The 18,593-nt window shown below is 37.2% G+C and carries 25 protein-coding genes and 2 pseudogenes; 13 read left to right on the forward strand and 14 right to left on the reverse strand.

Going from position 1 to position 18,593, the window contains the following annotated elements:
- On the forward strand, positions 1-304 hold a 304-nt coding region (locus SCALIN_RS11160), incomplete at its 5' end, for a TA system antitoxin ParD family protein (RefSeq protein ID WP_096894579.1).
- Positions 301-579, forward strand: a complete 279-nt coding sequence (locus SCALIN_RS11165) for a type II toxin-antitoxin system RelE/ParE family toxin (RefSeq protein WP_096894565.1) — start codon at positions 301-303, stop codon at positions 577-579. The genes SCALIN_RS11160 and SCALIN_RS11165, both read left to right, overlap by 4 nt.
- A gap of 300 nt (positions 580-879) precedes the next feature.
- On the opposite strand, the gene SCALIN_RS11170 is transcribed toward SCALIN_RS11165, so the two are convergent.
- Entirely contained in the window at positions 880-1,323 is a 444-nt protein-coding gene (locus SCALIN_RS11170; RefSeq protein WP_096894566.1) for a hypothetical protein, read from the reverse strand.
- Positions 1,324-1,627: 304 nt separating this feature from the next.
- Between SCALIN_RS11170 and SCALIN_RS11175 the strand changes: the two genes are divergently transcribed.
- The 5 genes from SCALIN_RS11175 (at position 1,628) to SCALIN_RS11195 (ending at position 5,707) form a co-directional block, all read left to right on the forward strand.
- Positions 1,628-2,644, forward strand: coding sequence for a hypothetical protein (locus SCALIN_RS11175; RefSeq protein ID WP_096894567.1), 1,017 nt, complete (start codon positions 1,628-1,630; stop codon positions 2,642-2,644).
- A gap of 198 nt (positions 2,645-2,842) precedes the next feature.
- Positions 2,843-3,232: a four helix bundle protein gene (locus SCALIN_RS11180; protein ID WP_096894580.1), complete on the forward strand. Its 390-nt coding sequence runs from the start codon at positions 2,843-2,845 to the stop codon at positions 3,230-3,232.
- A gap of 263 nt (positions 3,233-3,495) precedes the next feature.
- A complete protein-coding gene (locus SCALIN_RS11185; protein ID WP_096894581.1) occupies positions 3,496-3,816 on the forward strand; it encodes a hypothetical protein in 321 nt (106 codons plus the stop codon).
- Positions 3,813-4,199: a toxin-antitoxin system TumE family protein gene (locus SCALIN_RS11190; protein ID WP_096894582.1), complete on the forward strand. Its 387-nt coding sequence runs from the start codon at positions 3,813-3,815 to the stop codon at positions 4,197-4,199. The genes SCALIN_RS11185 and SCALIN_RS11190 overlap by 4 nt, the downstream gene beginning before the upstream one ends.
- A 377-nt stretch (positions 4,200-4,576) precedes the next feature.
- Positions 4,577-5,707: a hypothetical protein gene (locus SCALIN_RS11195; RefSeq protein ID WP_096894583.1), complete on the forward strand. Its 1,131-nt coding sequence runs from the start codon at positions 4,577-4,579 to the stop codon at positions 5,705-5,707.
- A 61-nt stretch (positions 5,708-5,768) separates the two neighbouring features.
- On the opposite strand, the pseudogene SCALIN_RS11200 reads toward SCALIN_RS11195, so the two are convergent.
- From SCALIN_RS11200 to SCALIN_RS11240, 9 genes and pseudogenes are all read right to left on the reverse strand, one after another.
- Positions 5,769-7,549, reverse strand: a pseudogene (locus tag SCALIN_RS11200) (IS1634 family transposase).
- Positions 7,550-7,876: 327 nt separating this feature from the next.
- Positions 7,877-8,011 (reverse strand): annotated as a pseudogene (locus SCALIN_RS23970) (type II toxin-antitoxin system HicA family toxin); the annotation flags it as partial.
- A 28-nt stretch (positions 8,012-8,039) separates the two neighbouring features.
- A complete protein-coding gene (locus SCALIN_RS11210) occupies positions 8,040-8,246 on the reverse strand; it encodes a type II toxin-antitoxin system HicB family antitoxin (RefSeq protein WP_096894585.1) in 207 nt (68 codons plus the stop codon).
- Between the two features lie 537 nt (positions 8,247-8,783).
- Positions 8,784-8,996, reverse strand: a complete 213-nt coding sequence (locus SCALIN_RS11215; RefSeq protein ID WP_203415450.1) for a hypothetical protein — start codon at positions 8,994-8,996, stop codon at positions 8,784-8,786.
- A 453-nt stretch (positions 8,997-9,449) separates the two neighbouring features.
- Positions 9,450-9,872, reverse strand: a complete 423-nt coding sequence (locus SCALIN_RS11220; RefSeq protein ID WP_096894586.1) for a toxin-antitoxin system TumE family protein — start codon at positions 9,870-9,872, stop codon at positions 9,450-9,452.
- A complete protein-coding gene (locus SCALIN_RS11225; RefSeq protein ID WP_133111841.1) occupies positions 9,869-10,141 on the reverse strand; it encodes a hypothetical protein in 273 nt (90 codons plus the stop codon). The genes SCALIN_RS11220 and SCALIN_RS11225 overlap by 4 nt, the downstream gene beginning before the upstream one ends.
- A 127-nt stretch (positions 10,142-10,268) precedes the next feature.
- Positions 10,269-11,387, reverse strand: a complete 1,119-nt coding sequence (gene tnpC / locus SCALIN_RS11230; protein WP_133111843.1) for an IS66 family transposase — start codon at positions 11,385-11,387, stop codon at positions 10,269-10,271.
- On the reverse strand, positions 11,384-11,803 hold the full coding sequence (locus tag SCALIN_RS11235) for a hypothetical protein (protein WP_096894589.1): 420 nt from the start codon (positions 11,801-11,803) through the stop codon (positions 11,384-11,386). The genes tnpC and SCALIN_RS11235 overlap by 4 nt, the downstream gene beginning before the upstream one ends.
- A gap of 57 nt (positions 11,804-11,860) precedes the next feature.
- Positions 11,861-12,790, reverse strand: a complete 930-nt coding sequence (locus SCALIN_RS11240; protein WP_203415451.1) for a Druantia anti-phage system protein DruA — start codon at positions 12,788-12,790, stop codon at positions 11,861-11,863.
- Between the two features lie 408 nt (positions 12,791-13,198).
- Between SCALIN_RS11240 and SCALIN_RS11245 the strand changes: the two genes are divergently transcribed.
- Both SCALIN_RS11245 and SCALIN_RS11250 read left to right on the forward strand, forming a co-directional pair.
- On the forward strand, positions 13,199-13,450 hold the full coding sequence (locus SCALIN_RS11245) for a DUF4258 domain-containing protein (RefSeq protein WP_096894590.1): 252 nt from the start codon (positions 13,199-13,201) through the stop codon (positions 13,448-13,450).
- Between the two features lie 24 nt (positions 13,451-13,474).
- Complete coding sequence (locus SCALIN_RS11250) at positions 13,475-13,717, forward strand: DUF2283 domain-containing protein (protein WP_096894591.1); 243 nt, start codon at positions 13,475-13,477, stop codon at positions 13,715-13,717.
- A gap of 232 nt (positions 13,718-13,949) precedes the next feature.
- Here SCALIN_RS11250 and SCALIN_RS22740 read toward each other — a convergent pair whose 3' ends face one another.
- On the reverse strand, positions 13,950-14,126 hold the full coding sequence (locus SCALIN_RS22740) for a hypothetical protein (RefSeq protein ID WP_203415452.1): 177 nt from the start codon (positions 14,124-14,126) through the stop codon (positions 13,950-13,952).
- 244 nt (positions 14,127-14,370) lie between these two features.
- Here SCALIN_RS22740 and SCALIN_RS11260 point away from each other — a divergent pair, with 244 nt between their 5' ends.
- Positions 14,371-14,931, forward strand: a complete 561-nt coding sequence (locus SCALIN_RS11260) for a transposase (RefSeq protein WP_096894592.1) — start codon at positions 14,371-14,373, stop codon at positions 14,929-14,931.
- A gap of 20 nt (positions 14,932-14,951) precedes the next feature.
- Positions 14,952-15,197, forward strand: coding sequence for a transposase (locus SCALIN_RS23390; protein WP_261341023.1), 246 nt, complete (start codon positions 14,952-14,954; stop codon positions 15,195-15,197).
- 173 nt (positions 15,198-15,370) lie between these two features.
- On the opposite strand, the gene SCALIN_RS11270 is transcribed toward SCALIN_RS23390, so the two are convergent.
- The 3 genes from SCALIN_RS11270 to SCALIN_RS11280 form a co-directional block, all read right to left on the reverse strand.
- Positions 15,371-15,649: a HEPN domain-containing protein gene (locus SCALIN_RS11270; protein ID WP_162532269.1), complete on the reverse strand. Its 279-nt coding sequence runs from the start codon at positions 15,647-15,649 to the stop codon at positions 15,371-15,373.
- Positions 15,642-15,956, reverse strand: coding sequence for a nucleotidyltransferase domain-containing protein (locus SCALIN_RS11275; protein ID WP_096894595.1), 315 nt, complete (start codon positions 15,954-15,956; stop codon positions 15,642-15,644). Before SCALIN_RS11275 ends, SCALIN_RS11270 begins: the two co-directional genes overlap by 8 nt.
- A 240-nt stretch (positions 15,957-16,196) precedes the next feature.
- Complete coding sequence (locus tag SCALIN_RS11280) at positions 16,197-17,165, reverse strand: transposase (RefSeq protein ID WP_096894596.1); 969 nt, start codon at positions 17,163-17,165, stop codon at positions 16,197-16,199.
- A 307-nt stretch (positions 17,166-17,472) separates the two neighbouring features.
- Between SCALIN_RS11280 and SCALIN_RS11285 the strand changes: the two genes are divergently transcribed.
- Together SCALIN_RS11285 and SCALIN_RS11290 are read left to right on the forward strand one after the other, a co-directional pair.
- Complete coding sequence (locus tag SCALIN_RS11285; protein WP_096894597.1) at positions 17,473-17,865, forward strand: HEPN domain-containing protein; 393 nt, start codon at positions 17,473-17,475, stop codon at positions 17,863-17,865.
- Complete coding sequence (locus SCALIN_RS11290; protein ID WP_096894598.1) at positions 17,841-18,158, forward strand: nucleotidyltransferase domain-containing protein; 318 nt, start codon at positions 17,841-17,843, stop codon at positions 18,156-18,158. Before SCALIN_RS11285 ends, SCALIN_RS11290 begins: the two co-directional genes overlap by 25 nt.
- Positions 18,159-18,593: the final 435 nt, after the last annotated feature.

Consider the following 18,593-nt stretch of genomic DNA (forward strand, 5'->3'; position numbering starts at 1 on the left):
ACGATGTCATTCCCTACCAGACCAACAGGCGGGTTGGCAGAGCGAAGAATCTAATTTATTGGAGATAATTATGTCAAAAGTGCTAACAATACGTTTACCAGAAGATATTGAGAGCAAAATCAGGATCAAAGCCAGGCTTAAACATCGATCAGTTTCTGAACAGATAAAGAAATATATCTACGAGGCAATGATTAGTGAAGAAAACCCTGATTTGCCACTAAGATTTATAAGAGAAACACTTGAAGCAAAAGCAGAGATTGAAGCAGGACTGGGAACAGAATATGAATTTGGCACAATTAAATGAATAAAATAATCGCTTCAAACCACTTCTTGAAATTTAAAAAGAAATCGCCTAAGAAATTACAATTAGAAATAGACAATGAGGTTAAAAATATCATAAACAACCCTGAAATTGGTGAACTGAAAAAGGGTGATCTTAAAACAATACGTATTTATAAGTTCAGGTATAAAGCACAGTTTTATTTGCTTTCATACGAGGTCAAAGGGAAAACGTTATATTTATATCTAGTTGGTACACACGAAAATTACTATAAACAGTTAAAGCGATATTTGTCTTAGTACAAAATACAAGCGCTTTATCCTCATGAAAACGATCAGATAGTTTTTTTAACATTTATCCATTGAGCTTTTCCCCTTTCCACCTTTCTACGTGCCTCTGCCTGCCCAGTTAAATTAGAAGACTATTTAACTGGGGTGACTCCCTGCCCGTCCAATTTTTCCCGCCCGAACGTACGATTCGGTACGGGCAGGTTGGCGGGCATGTGAGGATTAAAAATTTGTTGTTTTCTGTTTTTTCGTTTTTGTGGTTTTGTCCTGCCCTGCCTGCCCTATAGGGAAACAAAGTTTATCCGTCAGGGCCTACCCTGTGAAATGCAAAGCATATTTAACAACATGCTCTACTGATTCAAATACGTTTCTCCATGAGACACGAAATTGTCTGGCTACTTCCTGCCAGGAAAGATACTTCGCCCAATGTGAAAGAAATATTCTGAAAGGTTCACAAATAGGACTTTTGCCCTGGGCCCATGGAATATGTTCTACGGTTACTCCATGTTCAGGACAACTTACGCGTCGCGGTTTGTATGCCAACATGACCATGTAACCCCACAAAGGTATAAAGCGAAAATATCGTTCATTTAGATGATCGTAAGTTGGCGCAGCTTCTTTGCACTGGTTACATAAACCTCTGGTTCCTTTACGTTCTTTTACTTTGACAGTAATTTTGGTATCAGACAATATAACATTGCCATAGATGAATCCCTTGACAGGGTAGCATTTATTGAGTAGTGTTTTTATAAGCATTGTTGTTTACTTGTAATTTGTTAATTATATTGTTTATAGAGAACTTATTTTAACAAATTGTAACAGCAATGCTTATTATTGAAATTTAAAGAAGGCTTTATTTTTTATTCCTTTCGGAGCCGCCCACCCTCACCAAAAAGAGGGGTGGGTGGCGGAGAAAGGAATAAAAAATATTCCTTTTGGTGAGACTCCCTTTAAATAAAACAATATTTTTTTCTTTTTCTTGGCTTACTTTTACCCATAGATTCTGCAAAAGAGCCATAATTTTAAAGGCTATGAGTTTGATGATATATTGAGTTCTAAAGTGGTCAAACTCTTAACTTTTGGGAACTTGTTTTTAGAGAGGGTGGCTATACAGGTTGGTCGACGTTCAATAATCAACTTAAGAGGAGCCTTAGGAGTAAAAAAGTTACACAGTTCAAAGGCTTTCGGATTCTTTGCTAAAGGTTATTTGTATCACTATCTTACCACTCAGGATACTACATACCTGGATCTTGCTAGAGAACATCTGGCATGGCTTGAAAACAACTACACTAAAGGTTACAACGGGATGTCATGGGGAAATTCTTTTGATTTTGCAAGTAGAGGTGGTTTTATTCCAAAGGGTCTACCGACTATTGTCTGGACAGCTCATATTTCAGAATCATTTGACTTTGCTTATTCTGTTCTGAAACAGGAAAGTTATAAGAATACCGTAATAAAAGCTGCAGGTTTTATTCATGAAAATTTAGAGCGTTTCGAGGATGATACGGGAGTGTGCCTGGGCTATGTACCAGGTGAGACTTGCGTTATACATAATTCAAATCTTCTCGGGGCAGTCGCACTGCTAAGGGCATGGAAGTATACACAAAACAATGATTACTACGATCTCGCCAGGAAGGCAATTAATTGGTCATGTTCACGTATAAATTCTGATGGTAGTTGGTACTATGGTGATGATATGAAGTATAAATGGCTTGATAATTTCCATACTGCCTATAACCTGGATAGCTTGGTGGCTGCACAGGATATAGGGGGTGAAGACCTTGTAAAACAAGACGTAATCGATGCGACCTATAAGTTTTGGGTTGATAACTTTTTCTTAGAGGATGGTACTCCCGGATATTATCATAACGAGACTTATCCCATTGATATACAATGCGCGTCGCAGGCAATTGAATCACTGGCTAAATATTCTGAAAGAGATCAAAATGCAATTCATCTTGCCTTGAAAGTTGCTAACTGGACTATAGACCATATGCAAAAGAAAAATGGCGCGTTTCGATTTAGAAAAGGTAGAATTGTCAATAATAATTTAGAATTAATCCATTGGGGTCAATAAACTATGCTTTCAGCATTGGGCTGCCTTCTTTGGTATTTAAAGAAAATATAACCGTTCAGAGGTTCAGGGTTCACCGAAAACCTCGCCTGTTATCCGTTGAGCCCGTCCCCGCCAGAACTTCCTTGTCGGGCTGGCGAACGGATTCCTCCGGGCGGGCAGGTCTGAACCGTTGATTCGTTAGTATTGAATGGAGATGGCATGAAAATAGAGAGATTTGAGGATATTGAGGCGTGGCAATTAGCACGGGATCTAACTCGCAACGTCTATGACCTGACAAAGAAAGCCAAATTTAATAGCGACTTCGGTTTGAAGGGGCAAATTCAGGGTGCAGCAGGTTCATCCATGCACAATATAGCGGAAGGATTCGATTCGGAATCAAACCGTGAGTTTGTTCGTTTTCTTCGGTATGCAAAACGATCTTGTACCGAAGTCCAAAGTGAGCTTTATGTCGCTTTGGATCAACAATATATAACGAAAGCTGAATTTCAGGATGTGTATGATCATGCTGGACGCACACGATCTACCATTCGTGGTTTCATAAAATATTTGCTGACCTACAATCAAGCTCAACAAAAAAAAGCAACTTAGAACCCATGAACCCATACAGAAAGACAACCCAGAACCCTGTACATTAAACTTGTGGAACGCTTATGGGAAATACAATGAAACAGTTAGATCAAAACGTAAAAAAAAGCACTAATGAGCCTGTTTTCTCTCAAGCTTCTTTTCTTTCATCGAAAAGTAAATATTATGGATAGTTTACAATTGACATAAGTATTTAGATATGATATCAAAATAGCTAATGGAATTGGATAAAACGTTAGAAGAATTTAAGGGGCGAAAGATAACTTATGAGTGTACTTGAGAAGGTCAGGCAATTGGAAAAGTATATTGCTGTTGATAGTGCGACAGTTGACCCTGTAATAAGTATGGCTATTGATAAATTACTTGCTCGAGAAGTTGCGCGCATGCTTGAAGTTAAAGCACGCCTGGGAGATCAGCTTAAAGAGTTTGAGAAAAAATACTCCTTAAATACATCTGATTTCTATACTCGTTATAAAAAAGGTGCAATGGGTGATGATATGGATTTTATTGAGTGGGCCTCTACTGTGGAAATGATGGAGAATGCTGAGAAACGGCTGGCATTATTGAATAAAGAATCTTACTCGTGAATCCGATTATAAGACAACACTTTGATACAGTTGAGACTTGTCTAATTGAGAGTCCTGTCATTATTTCCTATGAAGTCTTGAGACGCGAGGTTGCATCTTCTGATGGCAAATTACGGATAAATGTTTTCCTGTGTGATGGTGGGACATTTGAATTATTTGAGTATGTAGCCGAATCAGACGGATATATCCGTTTGTTGAAATATAGTTTCCACTGGCAAGATACACAGAAAAAACTAAGACGACGATGGGATAATGCTCCACATCACCCCGGTTTACCTAATTCTCCAAATCATATCCACTACGAAGACGGTGTAGTAAGAGGAGATATAGATACACCTGATGTCTTCTTTGTTATACGAGAAATTGAGGAAGCGTTAAAATAGGCTCACTTTAGTATCCATCACTCATGAACCACCAGCCATCAGCGATTATCCGTGCCAGCCCCACTTGTCCTGCGTGCCCCGTTGAATCAGAAATTCAACTGGGGCCTGCCCTGTGAGATGCAAGGCGTATTTAACTTGGGTGGAGCCAGTTATTCACCTTGAGAGCCTATTTAATCGGGGAACCACTGGAACGCTTACAGCACACACAATGGAACAGTTGGACGAAAACGTAGAAGAGCACAGATAAGCCTTTTTTTTCTCAAATCTCTTTTCCTGGAAAGTTTCATAACGGTATGAAAAGGATATAATGTTGTCCAGAGATAAGTATTTTACTACCAGTTTAACTGTCATCAGATTAATGCAGGAATATAAAAGATATGGATAGTTTACCAAAATTGCTCGATAAGTCAGTTGACCTCCTGGAGAATATGTATGATAAGAGTACCAAATTGTTTTCTTTTTCAACGCATCTGGAAGATGGTAAATATATAAACGATTTTAATAGTCAAGGGAAATATAGATATACTGTCAATGTACTCGCCGGGATCCAGAAATTGCAGCGATTTTCCACAACACCCTGGAACCTGGAAAAAATGATAGAAAATTATCTTTCAAGGTATCTTACAAAGGATAAGAATGTTGGTAACAGAGGTCTGCTTTTGCATGTCCTGTCACTTGAAAATCACAAAAAAGCCAAAGAAATTTATGTATGGCTTGAGAATATGCTGAAAGACAGACCAAAAGCATTAAAGAATCCAATTCAGGATATTGCATGGGCCTGCATAGGGATTACTACTTATGCTAGAAAATATGAGGATAAAAAAACACTCGATTTTGCCCGAAAGGTTCTGAACTACCTACATAGTGATCTGATGAATGAGACTACATTGCTGCCAAAACATAGACTCAGCTTGAGAGGCAATTTCGTATCCTTTGGCGGGATTACATACTTCTTGATGGCCTTAAATCATTATGCGAGAACTTTCAACGATAATTCCATAAAAACACTTTTTGATGAATCAGTAAGACGGGTCTTATTGTTACAGGGAAAGAATGGTGAATGGCCGTGGTTTATTGATTCCTCAACGGGTAATATTATGGACTGGTATCAAACTTACAGTGTTCATCAGGATTCGATGGCCATGCTTTTCTTGTTACCCGCATTTGATTCAGGAGTAGAAGGTGCGAAAGATGCTATCTGCAAAAGTTATAAATGGCTATTTGGAAATAATCAATTACAAAAAGCGATAATGCAACAGAACCCTTTTTTTATCTATTGTTCTATAAAGCAAAAACAGTTTGCTGAACGTCCTGTAAGAATACTCAAATCTGTTACTAATAAAATGATGGGGCGAAATGCGAATTTGAAAAAACCAAAGTATTTAGAATTTAACCAAGAGTGTAGATCATACCATATTGGATGGGTTATCTACGCATGGGCCGGGCGAAACGATTTTACAGAATTTACGGAACTAACCCGACTTTCGCAATTCGAGGTATTTTGGTGAGCTAAGTCCCTATAAATCAACAAAAACACCCTAAAAGTCTACACTACAAATTGCAATCTTTCTACTTCACGATAGCCTCCAAATTAGATGTAATTTTCGGTGGTGGTTGTTTGGGCAAATTAAATTTCATTTGACTCAGTAACATTTTGTGTTCCTTTTCAGGTTGTGTATATCGAGTCAATACGAGCTGCTTTCCATCAGTAGTTGGAAAATGTACATCAAGCATTTGCATCTTCTTAAACTTTTCTATTACGGCCCTTGGTGTTAGTCCTGGAGCTAACCACTTTAACCTCTGCTTAAGCGTAACATTTAAACAATAGGCCTGAAACGCAACAAAAATATGTGCCTCTATTCTTGTGTCTTTCTGATGATGAATTGGACGTATTAACAAGTCACCTTTCATCTCTTTAAACGCCTGCTCTACTTCTCCCAATAACATATACTGCTTCCAAAGAAGCCCAGGATCTGTAGCCGTCAAATTAGATCGAAGCAAATACTTTCCTTCCTTTCTCATCACTTTGCGAAGCTTATCTTTGTCCAAACTGAAGGTAAATGTCTCTTTGTTAATTACTTCCTTTGCATCAGGCAAATTGATCTTTACCAACGAGTATGCTCGTCCCGCTTCTTTCTTGGCCGCCCCTATCTTTAATAGCAATTTGTCTCTGCTATTGCTCTGATCCTGCAACTGCTTTAACCTCTCCAATAGTTTCCTTAGCCTACGTCTACGCATAGACCTCTCTTTGTTTACACGGTCTGCACTCTCCACCAATACATACAGCTCTCCATCATCCTTGAGTAACTTTACTTTTACTTTGTCTCGGACTTCTTCCCATGGTTTGTCTAAAAACTTTTTTTCAAGCTTGGTCAATCTACCCTTGGGAGTACCTATGAGATATCTTATCGGATACTCTGAACCTTTCATCTTCTCTATTGTTTCATCCGTTGGAATCCCTCTATCCATCAACCACGTACGATTTGATTTCCCATATTGCCCTTCAACCTTTTGCAAAAACATTTCAAGCGTGTTGGAGTCTTTCGTATTGCCTGGCATCACTTCATACGCCAAAGGGAAGCCCTCTGGAGTTACAATAAGAGCTATCACTACCTGTACGCAGTCTGACCTCTTATCTCTACTATATCCAAACTTCCGTAGTCCTGCACCAGGTGGGTCACATTCAAAATATGTACTGGTCAGATCATAAAGTAAAATGTCAAACCTGGCATTGAACATGTTATGCCATCTCTGCCTGAGAAATGAGAAAAGATCTTCTTTATGCTCAACGAGTTTGTCGAGACAACGATACAATTTATCCTTTTGGACTAAACCATAGTCTTCGCCTAATAGATCTGCCATGGCACTTTGTTCATACCACAATCTATGTAAACGCCACTCACTTCCGGGGTCTATTAATCGATAGGCAGTGAGTGTCTTAAAAACATTTAGCCAGCGTGTTCCTTTTCTACCAGGTAATAGTTTGCCTGACCAGAACTGATCTAGTTCTAAGAGATCCCATAGCTCACAAAACAACCAGCACGCTCCCCACTGACGAGGGTTTTTAATTTGTAATTCATTTAATTTTACATGTATCGCATCTGAGTTTCGTTGTGTGAAGGAGAGAGTGTGTCTTGAGGGAAAAGATGCATTTGCCTGGGTTGTTCTTGCCCGTCTTCAAATACCTCTATTGCTTTACGCCATGTGTCTTGTTGGTTATCACTTATTTCGCCAAGGTAGAGAACTTGGCGTTGGACAATACGACCAGAGCTTGTTCGCTTGTTTTCGACTATGTTCCAGTACCTATGGTTCTTACCATTTTTAAATCGTTCGTTGCATCTTAGAAACATTATGGGGGTATTATTGCAGAAAGGAATTAAGAAAAAAAGGGGGTAGGTCTACACTACAACGGGTTTTTGCCTGTTTTGGGACTTCTTGAAAAGATGGATCCTTTATTTACATGGACTTACGTTTTGGTAAACTCAAAAATTTTCCAAAATTTCTTAAATTTAGTCGCGAATAGCGAAGTTGGGCTAAGGTTACTTTCAGGTTATGATTAAAGAAGTTCTCACGCACCTGCATCCGCATCTCCAAGTTTTACTTATCCCCTTTTTTTTATTTTATCTCATAACAAGCTATTCTTTTCATCGATTGACACCATACCTATTTTTTTAAATTTATATCAAACCAAGTTGTTTCCTTATAATGACACAAAGACTTTCTTTTATTTCAGAATGACGTGGCACTGGAGCTTTTTTGCCATTTCTAGGATTTGTATATATATCATGTTTTTTTCCGTGGCGTTTCAAATAACAACCTCCCTTATAAAATTACCTCTTTTCAAACTTCAACTCCAATTTCTTTTACCTTTACATCTTTGTTAGGTTTCATAGCCTCATCTTCCATCATCATAAGATAAGCGTCTTTTATGTTTTCCTCTAACTCTTCAATTGTTTCGCCCTGGCTGAAAACACCTGGTATTTCCTTTAATCTTCCGACATACCAATTATCATCAATCCAATATTCTAATGAAAAGTTCCTAATCATATATCCCCCTGTTTAAATTTTAAGTACAAATAATTTTTCTTTAAACAAATCTCAATAGCCTCGTTACATGATAGGCTTCACGTTTTTCGAAAAGAGTGCAAATGTTTCTCTCAGCTATGCTTTGTCTTCTCCGATGTCATCAATAAGGTTTAAATTTTATGTGAATTTGTATTAATATTCAAGCAAGAAAGAAATTATTAAAAGAGATCGAAAAGGTGTCTTCGATTGACTTGCCCCCGTTGTTACAGGGATCACACATTAGGGAGAAGGTGTCACATCTTGAATAGTGAATAACGTATTGACATAAATAAAGTGATATGATATTGTTTTGGTATGACAAGACAATTGCGCATTGAATATGAAGGTGCATTTTATCACGAGGAAACGAGCGAAAAGAGATTTTCCGGAAAAAAGGCCAGTTCTCGCAACTAAACACTAGAGTATGTTGAGGGGAGTAGGTAGCTTTTTTAAGTTCATTATTGTTTTTTATCTTCTTGTTGTAAATTCGTTTAAATCCTTGATCCCAGGTTATTTTAATCACTCTTCCAAATCCTTATATAGATCTTTTAAGGTTCCAGATTTAGTTTTACCCTTTTTAAGATTAGCTACTACCGTTTTAGCTTTTTTAGAAATAGCTTCTCTCCTTGCTTCTATTAGCTGTTTTTTTACAACTTCGAATGCATATTCCTTGTCCTCAACTGTTAGATGATCGAAGCCTTCTATTAATTTATTTAATGTTGTTGTACTCATGCTTTTAGCCTCCATGTATATTATGAATTATCAATATCAGAATAACTTTTTTACACAATTTTCTCAAGTAATAACTTTACTTTGTTGTTAATTCTATACTCGTCACGAAAAGAAATTAGAGAATTCTCGATGCAAATGTATTTAAATATGTCATACTCTTTTTATGTCAACATTTGTCCTATCGCCAGAAGAACTATCAAGAAAATGGTGTCACATCTTGAATAGTGAATAACATATTGACATAAATAAGTAACAGTTAAGCTGGGTATATATGAATCATGGTCTCAGTAGCAACTCTGTTATTTCATGCAGTTTATCATCTGGAGTTTTCAGCACGTCTTTTAAGAAGATGAGAATACTTTTTCCTTTTAGCCTGCATGTCTCAAGAACAGACGTAAGTATTGCATGATATTGAGCACCTTCAGGAGTTCTACTTCCAACTAATAAAGCTCTCTATTTATCTAGCTCTTCAATCTCTTTTATTAAAACAGGTAGATTTGGACGAGTGAAACTCATTTCAGGTGCTGGTATACGGTTATGTTTTATGTTTGGTGGAATATGCTTGTGATGAGGATGGGAGATCTTCAGCTTGTAGTCATTTGGGTGTGGTTGAGAATCATACCAATACAGCTTTTCATTTCTTTTCCAAACTTCATATCCATACCAATCGATTATAGCAGGTAAACGATCAAATATTATTCTTTCTCTCACAACTAAACGAACTTGATCTTCAAATTGAATTTCTCCTTCAACTCTTGCAAGCGAAGCGCCTACACGAACAAAAGTTATGGAAGAATGCTTAACCGATTGAACACTATCTGCAATTGTATATAAAAATAATTCATAATCTTTTGGAGTTCTTAATGGATTATTCATCCAGTTTTTCTTACCAACCCTGATAAACTTTGAGAATTCTTCTGTATTTTTTGTACTTCGTTTCGATATTCAGCCTGGCGAGTCAACCATGTTTTGTATACGCTTGCCCATTCTCCAAAATCTAATACCCAATTCTCAGCTTCTGGTTCTTCACCATTAATATATGCCACATAAAAGGTTTCTGAACGAATGCCATATTTCCGCTCAAAATTTAGAAGTTCCTCTTCAAGAGCATGTATATCGGAGAGAGTATCTCTTAGATTCATCATTTATCCTTGATAAACTACAAAAAAGATTTTTTTTATAATAAATTGTTATGATATTTAAATCAAGAAGAATTTAAGGGCGATAGCGCTGAGATAAATTCCGGTAACAGTTAAGCTGGGTATATATGAATTATGGTCTCAGTAGCAACTCTGTTATTTCATGCAGTTTATCATCTGGAGTTTTCAGCACGTCTTTTAAGAAGATGAGAATACTTTTTCCTTTTAGCCTGCATGTCTCAAGAACAGACGTAAGTATTGCATGATATTGAGCACCTTCAGGAGTTCTACTTCTGAAAGAGAGCTTTCTGAAAATTACAATCTTTCGTATTGTACGCTCCGCTCTATTATTATGGTATTCAGCGTCTTTATGCTTTACAAATTGTAGAAGTTCAATTTTGTGTTTCTTAATCCTATTTACGAGCAGGGTTGCTTCTTTGTTTGTGGATTTGATTTCCATCAACGTTTGTAATTTTTTCTCAAGCTTCTTTATTTCCTCATTTTTTTCAGGCGTCTCCGGGAGAGTCTTTATCTCTTCTCCTCTTTGGATAATATTTTTCATCCCCTTCTTCAATTTCAATAGGGCTTCTTCCTCTGGAGTCACTTCAAGTTCCTCCTTAAGTTTATGCAGAAAATGGGCCAAACACCTTTGAAGATTCTTAAAAATATTATACGCCCCATAAAAGTCCGCATGCATCACTCCATTGTAACCCTCTCCCACAATGTCTTTTGGTACTTTAGATGCCCGACTCTGATCCGGATGGAAGTAAACAATATCTCTGTTACAAAAAACCCACATGTACCAACGCTGTCCGTCCATACGCCAGCCAGTCTCATCTCCGTGCAATACAGATTGTGCACTCAGTGAAACCTCTATACCTTTATAAACAGGTTTTACCTTCTCGCTTACACGGTTTATTATGCCCAAAGCACCTGATGGTGTTAGCGAGACCTGCAATACTTCTGAAGAAAATGTGCTAAGCTTCCTATATGAGACACCCATCTGTTCTCTCATAATAGAAAGCAATGCAATAAGGTCATGCCCGACTATTACAGGAGGACCACTCGTAGCCTCTGGCGAGACCACTTGCTCTTGACAATGGGCACAAGTACCTTTTATATACCTCTTTTCAGTAGTCATCTTTACTATCGGCACAATATCTTCAATATATTTGCTTATATATTCATCGCCTGATAATATATCAGAGGCGTTACAATTGGGACATCTCTCAGGAGGTGGAATAATGTCTATTTTTTAACCGTTGTCGGCACTGGCCTGGTCCTTCCTGCGTGGCCTATCGGAGCGCCTCTCCTTTTGCCGGAAGGTTTCTTCTCTTCGTCTTCATTATTCTTGTCTTTTCCTTTACAATCTTTAGTGTTTTTAACGCCTAATATCTCTTGTATCTGATTGTAGGCCCTTTTAATATCTTCTCGTAATGTATTATTCTCTTCGGTTAACTCTTTATTCTTTTTTTCCAATTGCACATTTCTTACTCGCGCTTGTCGTTCGCATATCTCATAAAGGAAACAAACCTGTCTGGTCCATTGTAATCTTTCCTGGAGCTTTTTTATTTTTTCTTTGCACTCTTCTAAATTGTCAGGAACATATGCCAGGTGGTTCACGCCAGAGCCACTGGCAGGTGGAACATTTTCTTTAAGCCTCTCCAACTCCTTTCTAAGGCTTTGGTATGACTCTTCCTATATGCAGGAGCAAATGCTTCCAGATTATCTTTGTCCAGAAACTGAAGCTTCTCTGATTTCACAACTACTCCTTTGTCTTTGTAACTTATCTTTAAAGTTATTTATCAATGGATAAACATATACGTCCTTTACAGAAGTCTTAATCCGACTATATCGATCATTGCGGCTTCTACCCTTTGTCCGTCCTGTATATATCCAATTAGACGCTCTGTAACAAGTACCCCGGAATCTCTCCCTTTCTACAAACGTTTCCAGCATATAAACAGGATGTCCGTAACGCTCTAACCAGTCATTACTGATTTGTCTTGAAACAGCGCCTAGAAGATGACTCGCCAAGTGTGGAATTTTTATCCAATAGGGAATGAGGAATCGCATGTTGTTGGTTGTCAGGTAAAGATTGTCTTCTCTTGATGCAGTATCCCATCCAAGAAAGCGGTCTCTACTCTCCACTGACCAGGCAGATGATCCAAATAGCAAACAAGAGACAATTCGCTTATAGCGATCAAGGACGACATATTTCATATTTTCGCCGACAACTCCCTTATAACCTTTATAGTGGTGTTGGTTTAAAAGAGAGCAAAACAAATCCTCATATTCTTTATTCTGCCATGTGGTGACTACTCTAATGGGTTGAATTTCCTTTAAGGAACAGACGATAGGGGTTTGACTGTGTTCAATGTGCGGAACCTTTGTTTGGAGCATACGGTTAATGGGTACGCGGCGACGTTTGGGAAGGGTAATATGTCCTTGTTTTTCTAGCTTTAATAGCATGGAGCGACAGGCCATGTCTTTTAACTGACCGCTACCATTACGCCAATCCCAGAGCGTGCTTATCTCGCGTGATAAACGCCATCGACTCCAGGTTGGTTCTGTTTGAATAAGCAACCGAATGAAGGATACGTCCGATTTGCTTAATATTCGGCCTTGGACCTTTATTACATTTTCAATCATCATGGCGTTATTTTAACTGAAAATGATTTAGGAGTCCAGTGCTTTTTTATTAATTTTAGAACTTAATAGGGATAGCGGGTATACCCAGCTTAACTGTTACCATGACTCGGAGTTGGTGTGGGTGGTTAACCCTTCACCACAGGGCACTTTTAGCCCCTACTTCTTGCCGGTCTTAATCGGCACTTCTCAATCATAAAGAATTGATCCCAATTACTTACAGCTTAACTGTTACGAAACGACTTGACTCCTTTTTTGAGATTTTTTTATATTGCAATCCTGTGTTAAACGGACGTATAATTCTCTTAAACAAAAGCTTTTTCACAGCGAGACGGTGATTAAAATTTACTATCGTTGACCTTCTCCAATTGTATAATCATTGATAGAAAGGCAAAATATAAAGGAAAACAGCCTATGGCCGTCCGATTTCACCCTCATGCAAATGAACGAATGCTTGAACGTGGGACTACTGAAAGTGAAGTGGTACTAACATTAGAACATGGAGAACAATTCCCAGCCAAATTTAAACGTACTGGATTTCGCCGCAATTTTGTATATAACAACGAATGGCGTGGCAAATATTACAAAAATAAACAAGTAGAAGTATATGCTGTTAAGGAGAATACTGATTGGCTTGTTATTACTATTATCACGAAATATTTTTAAGAATACTAAAGGAGGGTGTGTGCTGTGAAATTTACTTATGATACTCGCTATAACATTGCATATATTCGGTTTCATGAAAAAAGCAAGGATGTAGAGTCAATTAAAATAAGTGATGAGTTGGTTGTTGACATGGCTCCAGACGGAACAATTTACGGTATAGAGTTGCTAAATGCAAATGAACAAATAAAAGAGAAGGATATGGGAAAACTTTTAATTGTAAATGAAGCAACAGGTTCTACAACCGAGATGCCAATACATACTGATTAACCAACAAATAAATAAAGGAACACCCCTTTATTGGTTAACATTTTTTGTGTTTTCTTAGCGAACTCTACCACCCTTATGTAATGTAAGATTCCATTGGAACATCTTTGTGATCAAAACTTCCTCTTTATCCTTAAAACCATCTTTTTTGTACTAAAAAGTGCGTCTAAAACTAAAAATGACTTTGTCCTTGAAGTTTTCTTTTTTATATCAATAACTTAGCTTGGTACGCCCCTTACTTCCCCTGTACATATGCAAATATGTCAACGGAAAACCTTGCAGACATTTCCCCCATTATTTCGGTAAACAAACTACGATCTTTATCATCACGGAAAATCTCTTTCCGCTCGTTCCCTCGCGATAGAACGTGATAAAATGCACCCTCATATTCAATGCGCAATTGCCTTGTCATACCGAGACAATATCATATCACTTTATTTATGTCAACGAGTTATTCACTATTCAAGATGTGACACCATTTCCCTATTCCATGGGCCCAGGGCAAAAGTCCTATTTGTGAACCTTTCAGAATATTTCTTTCACATTGGGAGAAGTATCTTTCCTGGCACGAAGTAGCCAGACAATTTCGTGTCTCATGGAGAAAAGTATATGAATCAGTTGAGCATGTTGTTGAATATGGACTAAAGCACAGTAACATGGATAATGTCAACGCCATAGGTATAGACGAGATACAATACCTAAAAGGACACAAATATTTGACATTGGTTTTTCAAATAGACACTGCCTGTAAGAGATTGTTATTTGTAGGGCAGAACCGATGTGCTAAAACATTGTTGCGATTCTTTATTGATTTTGGTAAAGAACGATCTGGAAAATTAAAGGCAATTTGCAGTGATCTTTGGAAACCTTATTTGAAAGTTGTTAAACGCAAAGCTCCGAAGGCTATCCATATTCTTGATCGCTTTCATGTAATGAAATATCTTAATGACGCAGTAGATCAAACAAGAAGAGCTGAGACTGCCCAATTAAAACGAGATGGTTATGAGCCTATCCTTGAAAAATCTCGTTGGTGTTTACTAAAGAACAAAAAAAACCAGAAGACATCACAGTTAGCCAAGCTACGTGAACTGGTTCAATATAATCTGAAGACTGTACGTTGTTATTTACTCAAAGAAGCCTTTCAGCATTTCTGGACTTACAACCTGCCCGACTCGCCATTCAGGCGGGGACACGCTGGGGAGCCGAACGGTTCTTAAAGACTTGGACTACCAGAGCTATGAGGTCAAGATTGCCGGAAATGAAGAAAGTAGCCAAAAGGTTACGTAAGCATCAAGAGCTTTTGTTGAATTATTTTTCTGTCAAAGAACGTCTTTCTAACGGTATTGTTGAGGGTTTTAATCTAAAAGCCAAACTGACTATGAGAAAATCTTTTGGCTTTCGCACTTTTAAATCAATTGAAGTCGCTTTATATCATACACTTGGAAAACTACCAGAGCCTCCAATCACCCACAGATTCTACTGAGGAGGCAAATCCCCTCAACATACTCTAGTGCTTAGTTGCGAGAACTGGCCTTTTTTCCGAAAAATCTCTTTTCGCTCGTTTCCTCGTGATAAAATGCACCTTCATATTCAATGCGCAATTGCCTTGTCATACCGAGACAATATCATATCACTTTATTTATATCAACGCGTTATTCACAATTCAAGATGTGACACCAGTTCCAGTAGTGCCGAAACCGAAGGATCTGCTGAAGTTGCCAAATTTATCAGCACTTGCAAATCATGTGTCTTTTCAAACCGTTGATCGTGAAAAACGAGAAAGCCTTTAATAGCTTTCTCTGCAGCCTGCTGACAGTGATAGATTGCTGTATCCAGGTAGGGGTTATCACCTTCTGAAAGTTTTTTTGCTGAAGCATTATCATGCTGCGCTTTTATTAGCCAGTTGCGCACAAGTTCCTTTTTGCCCTCATCCATAAAGCACCTTACCTTGTTCAAGAACCTCGCATTCAAGAGATGCATGAACGTTACGATACTTTTCAATCTCTGCATGTGTTTTAACAATAATATCCTTTGGAATATTTAGTCCTCTTAGACATCGATGTGCAAGCACAGATCTCTTTGTTGGAGAAATATCACTATCGCGTACAATCACCATTATATCAATATCACTGTTTTCATCAGGTTGCCCCCATGCATGAGAACCAAAAAGGATAATCTTCTCAGGATGAAACTCAGCAACTAGTTGTTGAGTAATTTTTTTTATTAATTCAGAAGTCAACATTATTATAATTTTACTTTGTGCATTGTGTCTTGTCCTGAAATAGGCTGACAAACATAAGGACAACTTTAGTATAAAGGAAAGGGTAAGGAACAAGACAATAAAAAATAACAATTAGTCCAAGGAATTACAAAGTGCTTTAGTATACCATTATTTAACAGCTAAGTCATCAGCAGACCGCATATTAAACACTCACTCTTTATTTCTTTGTAAAACATGGTATCAAAAACAGAAAACATGACGTCACATCTTGAATTGTGAATTAGCCTTTTCGAATATTTTTTTTATTTGTGAGTCTTTCCTTAAATTCAATTTTATATTGCTTACTTGTTTGCTGACGGAAGAATAACTAATATTAAATATTTTTGCAATTTCATAATTCCTGTATAAACCTGTATTCCATAATAATAATATCAGTATGTCACGTTTATCTTTATCTAAGCCGCTTATCCTCTTCGGATTAATGAGACTACTGATATCGCATTCTAAAACTGAAGCAGCCTTTCTTATTGTTGTGTTCAAATCTTCCTCTCTTAAAACCAGGCGTTTTTGAGGAATTTCAACGTCCGGCTTCTTTTTTGATATGTATTTAGACTTAATATGATCGCAATACTCTTTGCTCCCGAAAAGCAAACCATGCCGAAGATCCTCCCATATCCTTTTCTCCTCTTTGGAATAATTTTGAACTATTTCCTTATACCCCCTGTTTTTATCTTTTCCAGGGATTTGAGAAAGAAGAACAACTGTCATTAACCATTCAGGAGATGGTTTTCCATAAGCATATATTTTATAGCTACTCCACTGGTAATCTACCAATCTTCTTACAACCCCTGCCCGTACTGGATTCCGATGAATATAACAGGAAAGTATTAAAAGATATTTATCATTTTCAATGAGAAACGATTTGAACCGCCCCTGAAATAAATGCCCGCTACGACGATGCCTTATGTTAAACCGTCGTGTATAGGCAACTCCTAGCCACTGCATGCTTTTCGATATATTTGGTCTGTTGGTTCTGAGCAATAAATGATAGTGATTGCCCATGAGTACATATGCAAAGATGTCAACAGAAAATCTTGCAGACATTTCCCCCATTATTTCGGTAAACAAACTACGGTCTTTATCATCACGGAAAATCTCTTTCCGCTCGTTCCCTCGCGATAGAACGTGATAAAATGCACCCTCATATTCAATGCGCAATTGCCTTGTCATAGCGAGACAATATCATATCACTTTATTTATGTCAACACGTTATTCACTATTCAAGATGTGACACCTTTTCCTCATTGAGGCAACAGAGCAAGTATAAAATAGCCCTTGAAATATGCTAGAAATTTAATAGAATTCGTTACAGTATAGATATAGAAAAAATCCTTAGCTTTAATCAATGAATTAATATGAAAATAACTGAAATTAGTAAATTTTAAGATAAAGTTTCTCCAGGTAATAGAAGTTCATTGGGATTTACTTTTGTGTGAAAAATTAGAAATTAAATCTTAAGAAGATAAAAAGTTTACTCATGACGAAAGATGAACATATTGATTATTGGCTTAAAAGTGCGGATCATGACTTAAGTGCTGCTGAAAGTCTATTTCAAGCAAAAAAATATGATTGGTGTTTATTTATAGGGCACTTGGTATTAGAAAAAACTCTGAAAGCAATTTTTGTTTGTGCCAACGAAAATAAGGTTCCCCCTAAAACGCACAATCTTGTAAAGTTAGCAGAAGTATCATTGCTAGGTTTGACAGACGAACAAAAAATTTTCTTAGACGAAGTCAATGACTTTAATCTTGAAACACGCTACCCAGATTATAAACTTGAATATTACAATAGCTGTACTAAAGAGTTTACTGATAAATATTTGATTAAAATCAAGGAGTATTACAAGTGGTTAAAATCCCAGATAAAGTAAAAGAAATAATAGACAAATACTTAGTAGCTTTGAAGGATAATAATATTCCTGTTAATCAAGCAATTCTATTTGGGAGCTATGCAAAAGGTAGTTATAATGCATGGAGCGATATTGATTTGGCTCTTGTTTCTGAAGTGTTTGAAGGTATTCGTATTAAAGATCGTAGTAAAATTCGGTTAATAACACTAAATGTAAGCAGTGATATTGAAGTATTACCTTACAATCCACAAGATTTCAACGCTGATGATCCATTTGTAAAAGAAATAATGGAAACAGGTATAAAGATCAAATAAATGACCTCTTATTCTCGTTCCTCTGTGGCTCCGTGTGAGATTGTTTATTACCGTCGTTCTCTTGTCGAACTTAGCGGCTTTGCGTGAGAATTTCTCTTCTTTTGACTCCTTTTCGCGTTGCACCTAAGCAAACATTAATCGTCCCTTTGGTACCGGTATTTGAGCACCATCTTCTCTTTAGTAAAGATATGGTGAATACCTTTTCGTCTTCTTTTAAAACCCAAGGAAATCAAAAGATTAGCCAAATCATTGCTACAAATTGAAACGTATGATAGTAAAATAACTTATAGAATGGAAGCTTGAAATTTTTGAAAGAGCGTAGAATTGTAAAGGGTTTACCAAAGACATATAATTTTTATAAAGATTTATGTCTGACTCAATATATTATTCACTATTCAAGTTGTGATACCATTTACATTCAAACACCTTTTTCTT

It is taken from the genome of Candidatus Scalindua japonica, assembly GCF_002443295.1.
Lineage (GTDB): Bacteria > Planctomycetota > Brocadiia > Brocadiales > Scalinduaceae > Scalindua > Scalindua japonica.

Coding starts and splice junctions, on each gene's coding strand:
- SCALIN_RS11165 (WP_096894565.1), top strand. CDS start 301: ATGAATAAAATAATCGCTTCAAACCACTTCTTGAAATTTAAAAAGAAA.
- SCALIN_RS22740 (WP_203415452.1), bottom strand. CDS start 14,126: ATGACAAGGCAATTGCGCATTGAATATGAGGGTGCATTTTATCACGTT.
- SCALIN_RS23390 (WP_261341023.1), top strand. CDS start 14,952: ATGAGGTCAAGATTGCCGGAAATGAAGAAAGTAGCCAAAAGGTTACGT.
- SCALIN_RS11270 (WP_162532269.1), bottom strand. CDS start 15,649: ATGGATGAGGGCAAAAAGGAACTTGTGCGCAACTGGCTAATAAAAGCG.
- SCALIN_RS11195 (WP_096894583.1), top strand. CDS start 4,577: ATGGATAGTTTACCAAAATTGCTCGATAAGTCAGTTGACCTCCTGGAG.
- SCALIN_RS11220 (WP_096894586.1), bottom strand. CDS start 9,872: ATGAATAATCCATTAAGAACTCCAAAAGATTATGAATTATTTTTATAT.
- SCALIN_RS11245 (WP_096894590.1), top strand. CDS start 13,199: ATGGCCGTCCGATTTCACCCTCATGCAAATGAACGAATGCTTGAACGT.
- SCALIN_RS11240 (WP_203415451.1), bottom strand. CDS start 12,790: ATGATGATTGAAAATGTAATAAAGGTCCAAGGCCGAATATTAAGCAAA.
- SCALIN_RS11275 (WP_096894595.1), bottom strand. CDS start 15,956: ATGTTGACTTCTGAATTAATAAAAAAAATTACTCAACAACTAGTTGCT.
- SCALIN_RS11215 (WP_203415450.1), bottom strand. CDS start 8,996: ATGAGTACAACAACATTAAATAAATTAATAGAAGGCTTCGATCATCTA.
- SCALIN_RS11280 (WP_096894596.1), bottom strand. CDS start 17,165: ATGACAAGGCAATTGCGCATTGAATATGAGGGTGCATTTTATCACGTT.
- SCALIN_RS11210 (WP_096894585.1), bottom strand. CDS start 8,246: ATGATTAGGAACTTTTCATTAGAATATTGGATTGATGATAATTGGTAT.
- SCALIN_RS11170 (WP_096894566.1), bottom strand. CDS start 1,323: ATGCTTATAAAAACACTACTCAATAAATGCTACCCTGTCAAGGGATTC.
- SCALIN_RS11225 (WP_133111841.1), bottom strand. CDS start 10,141: ATGATGAATCTAAGAGATACTCTCTCCGATATACATGCTCTTGAAGAG.
- SCALIN_RS11285 (WP_096894597.1), top strand. CDS start 17,473: ATGACGAAAGATGAACATATTGATTATTGGCTTAAAAGTGCGGATCAT.
- SCALIN_RS11180 (WP_096894580.1), top strand. CDS start 2,843: ATGAAAATAGAGAGATTTGAGGATATTGAGGCGTGGCAATTAGCACGG.
- SCALIN_RS11185 (WP_096894581.1), top strand. CDS start 3,496: ATGAGTGTACTTGAGAAGGTCAGGCAATTGGAAAAGTATATTGCTGTT.
- SCALIN_RS11260 (WP_096894592.1), top strand. CDS start 14,371: ATGGATAATGTCAACGCCATAGGTATAGACGAGATACAATACCTAAAA.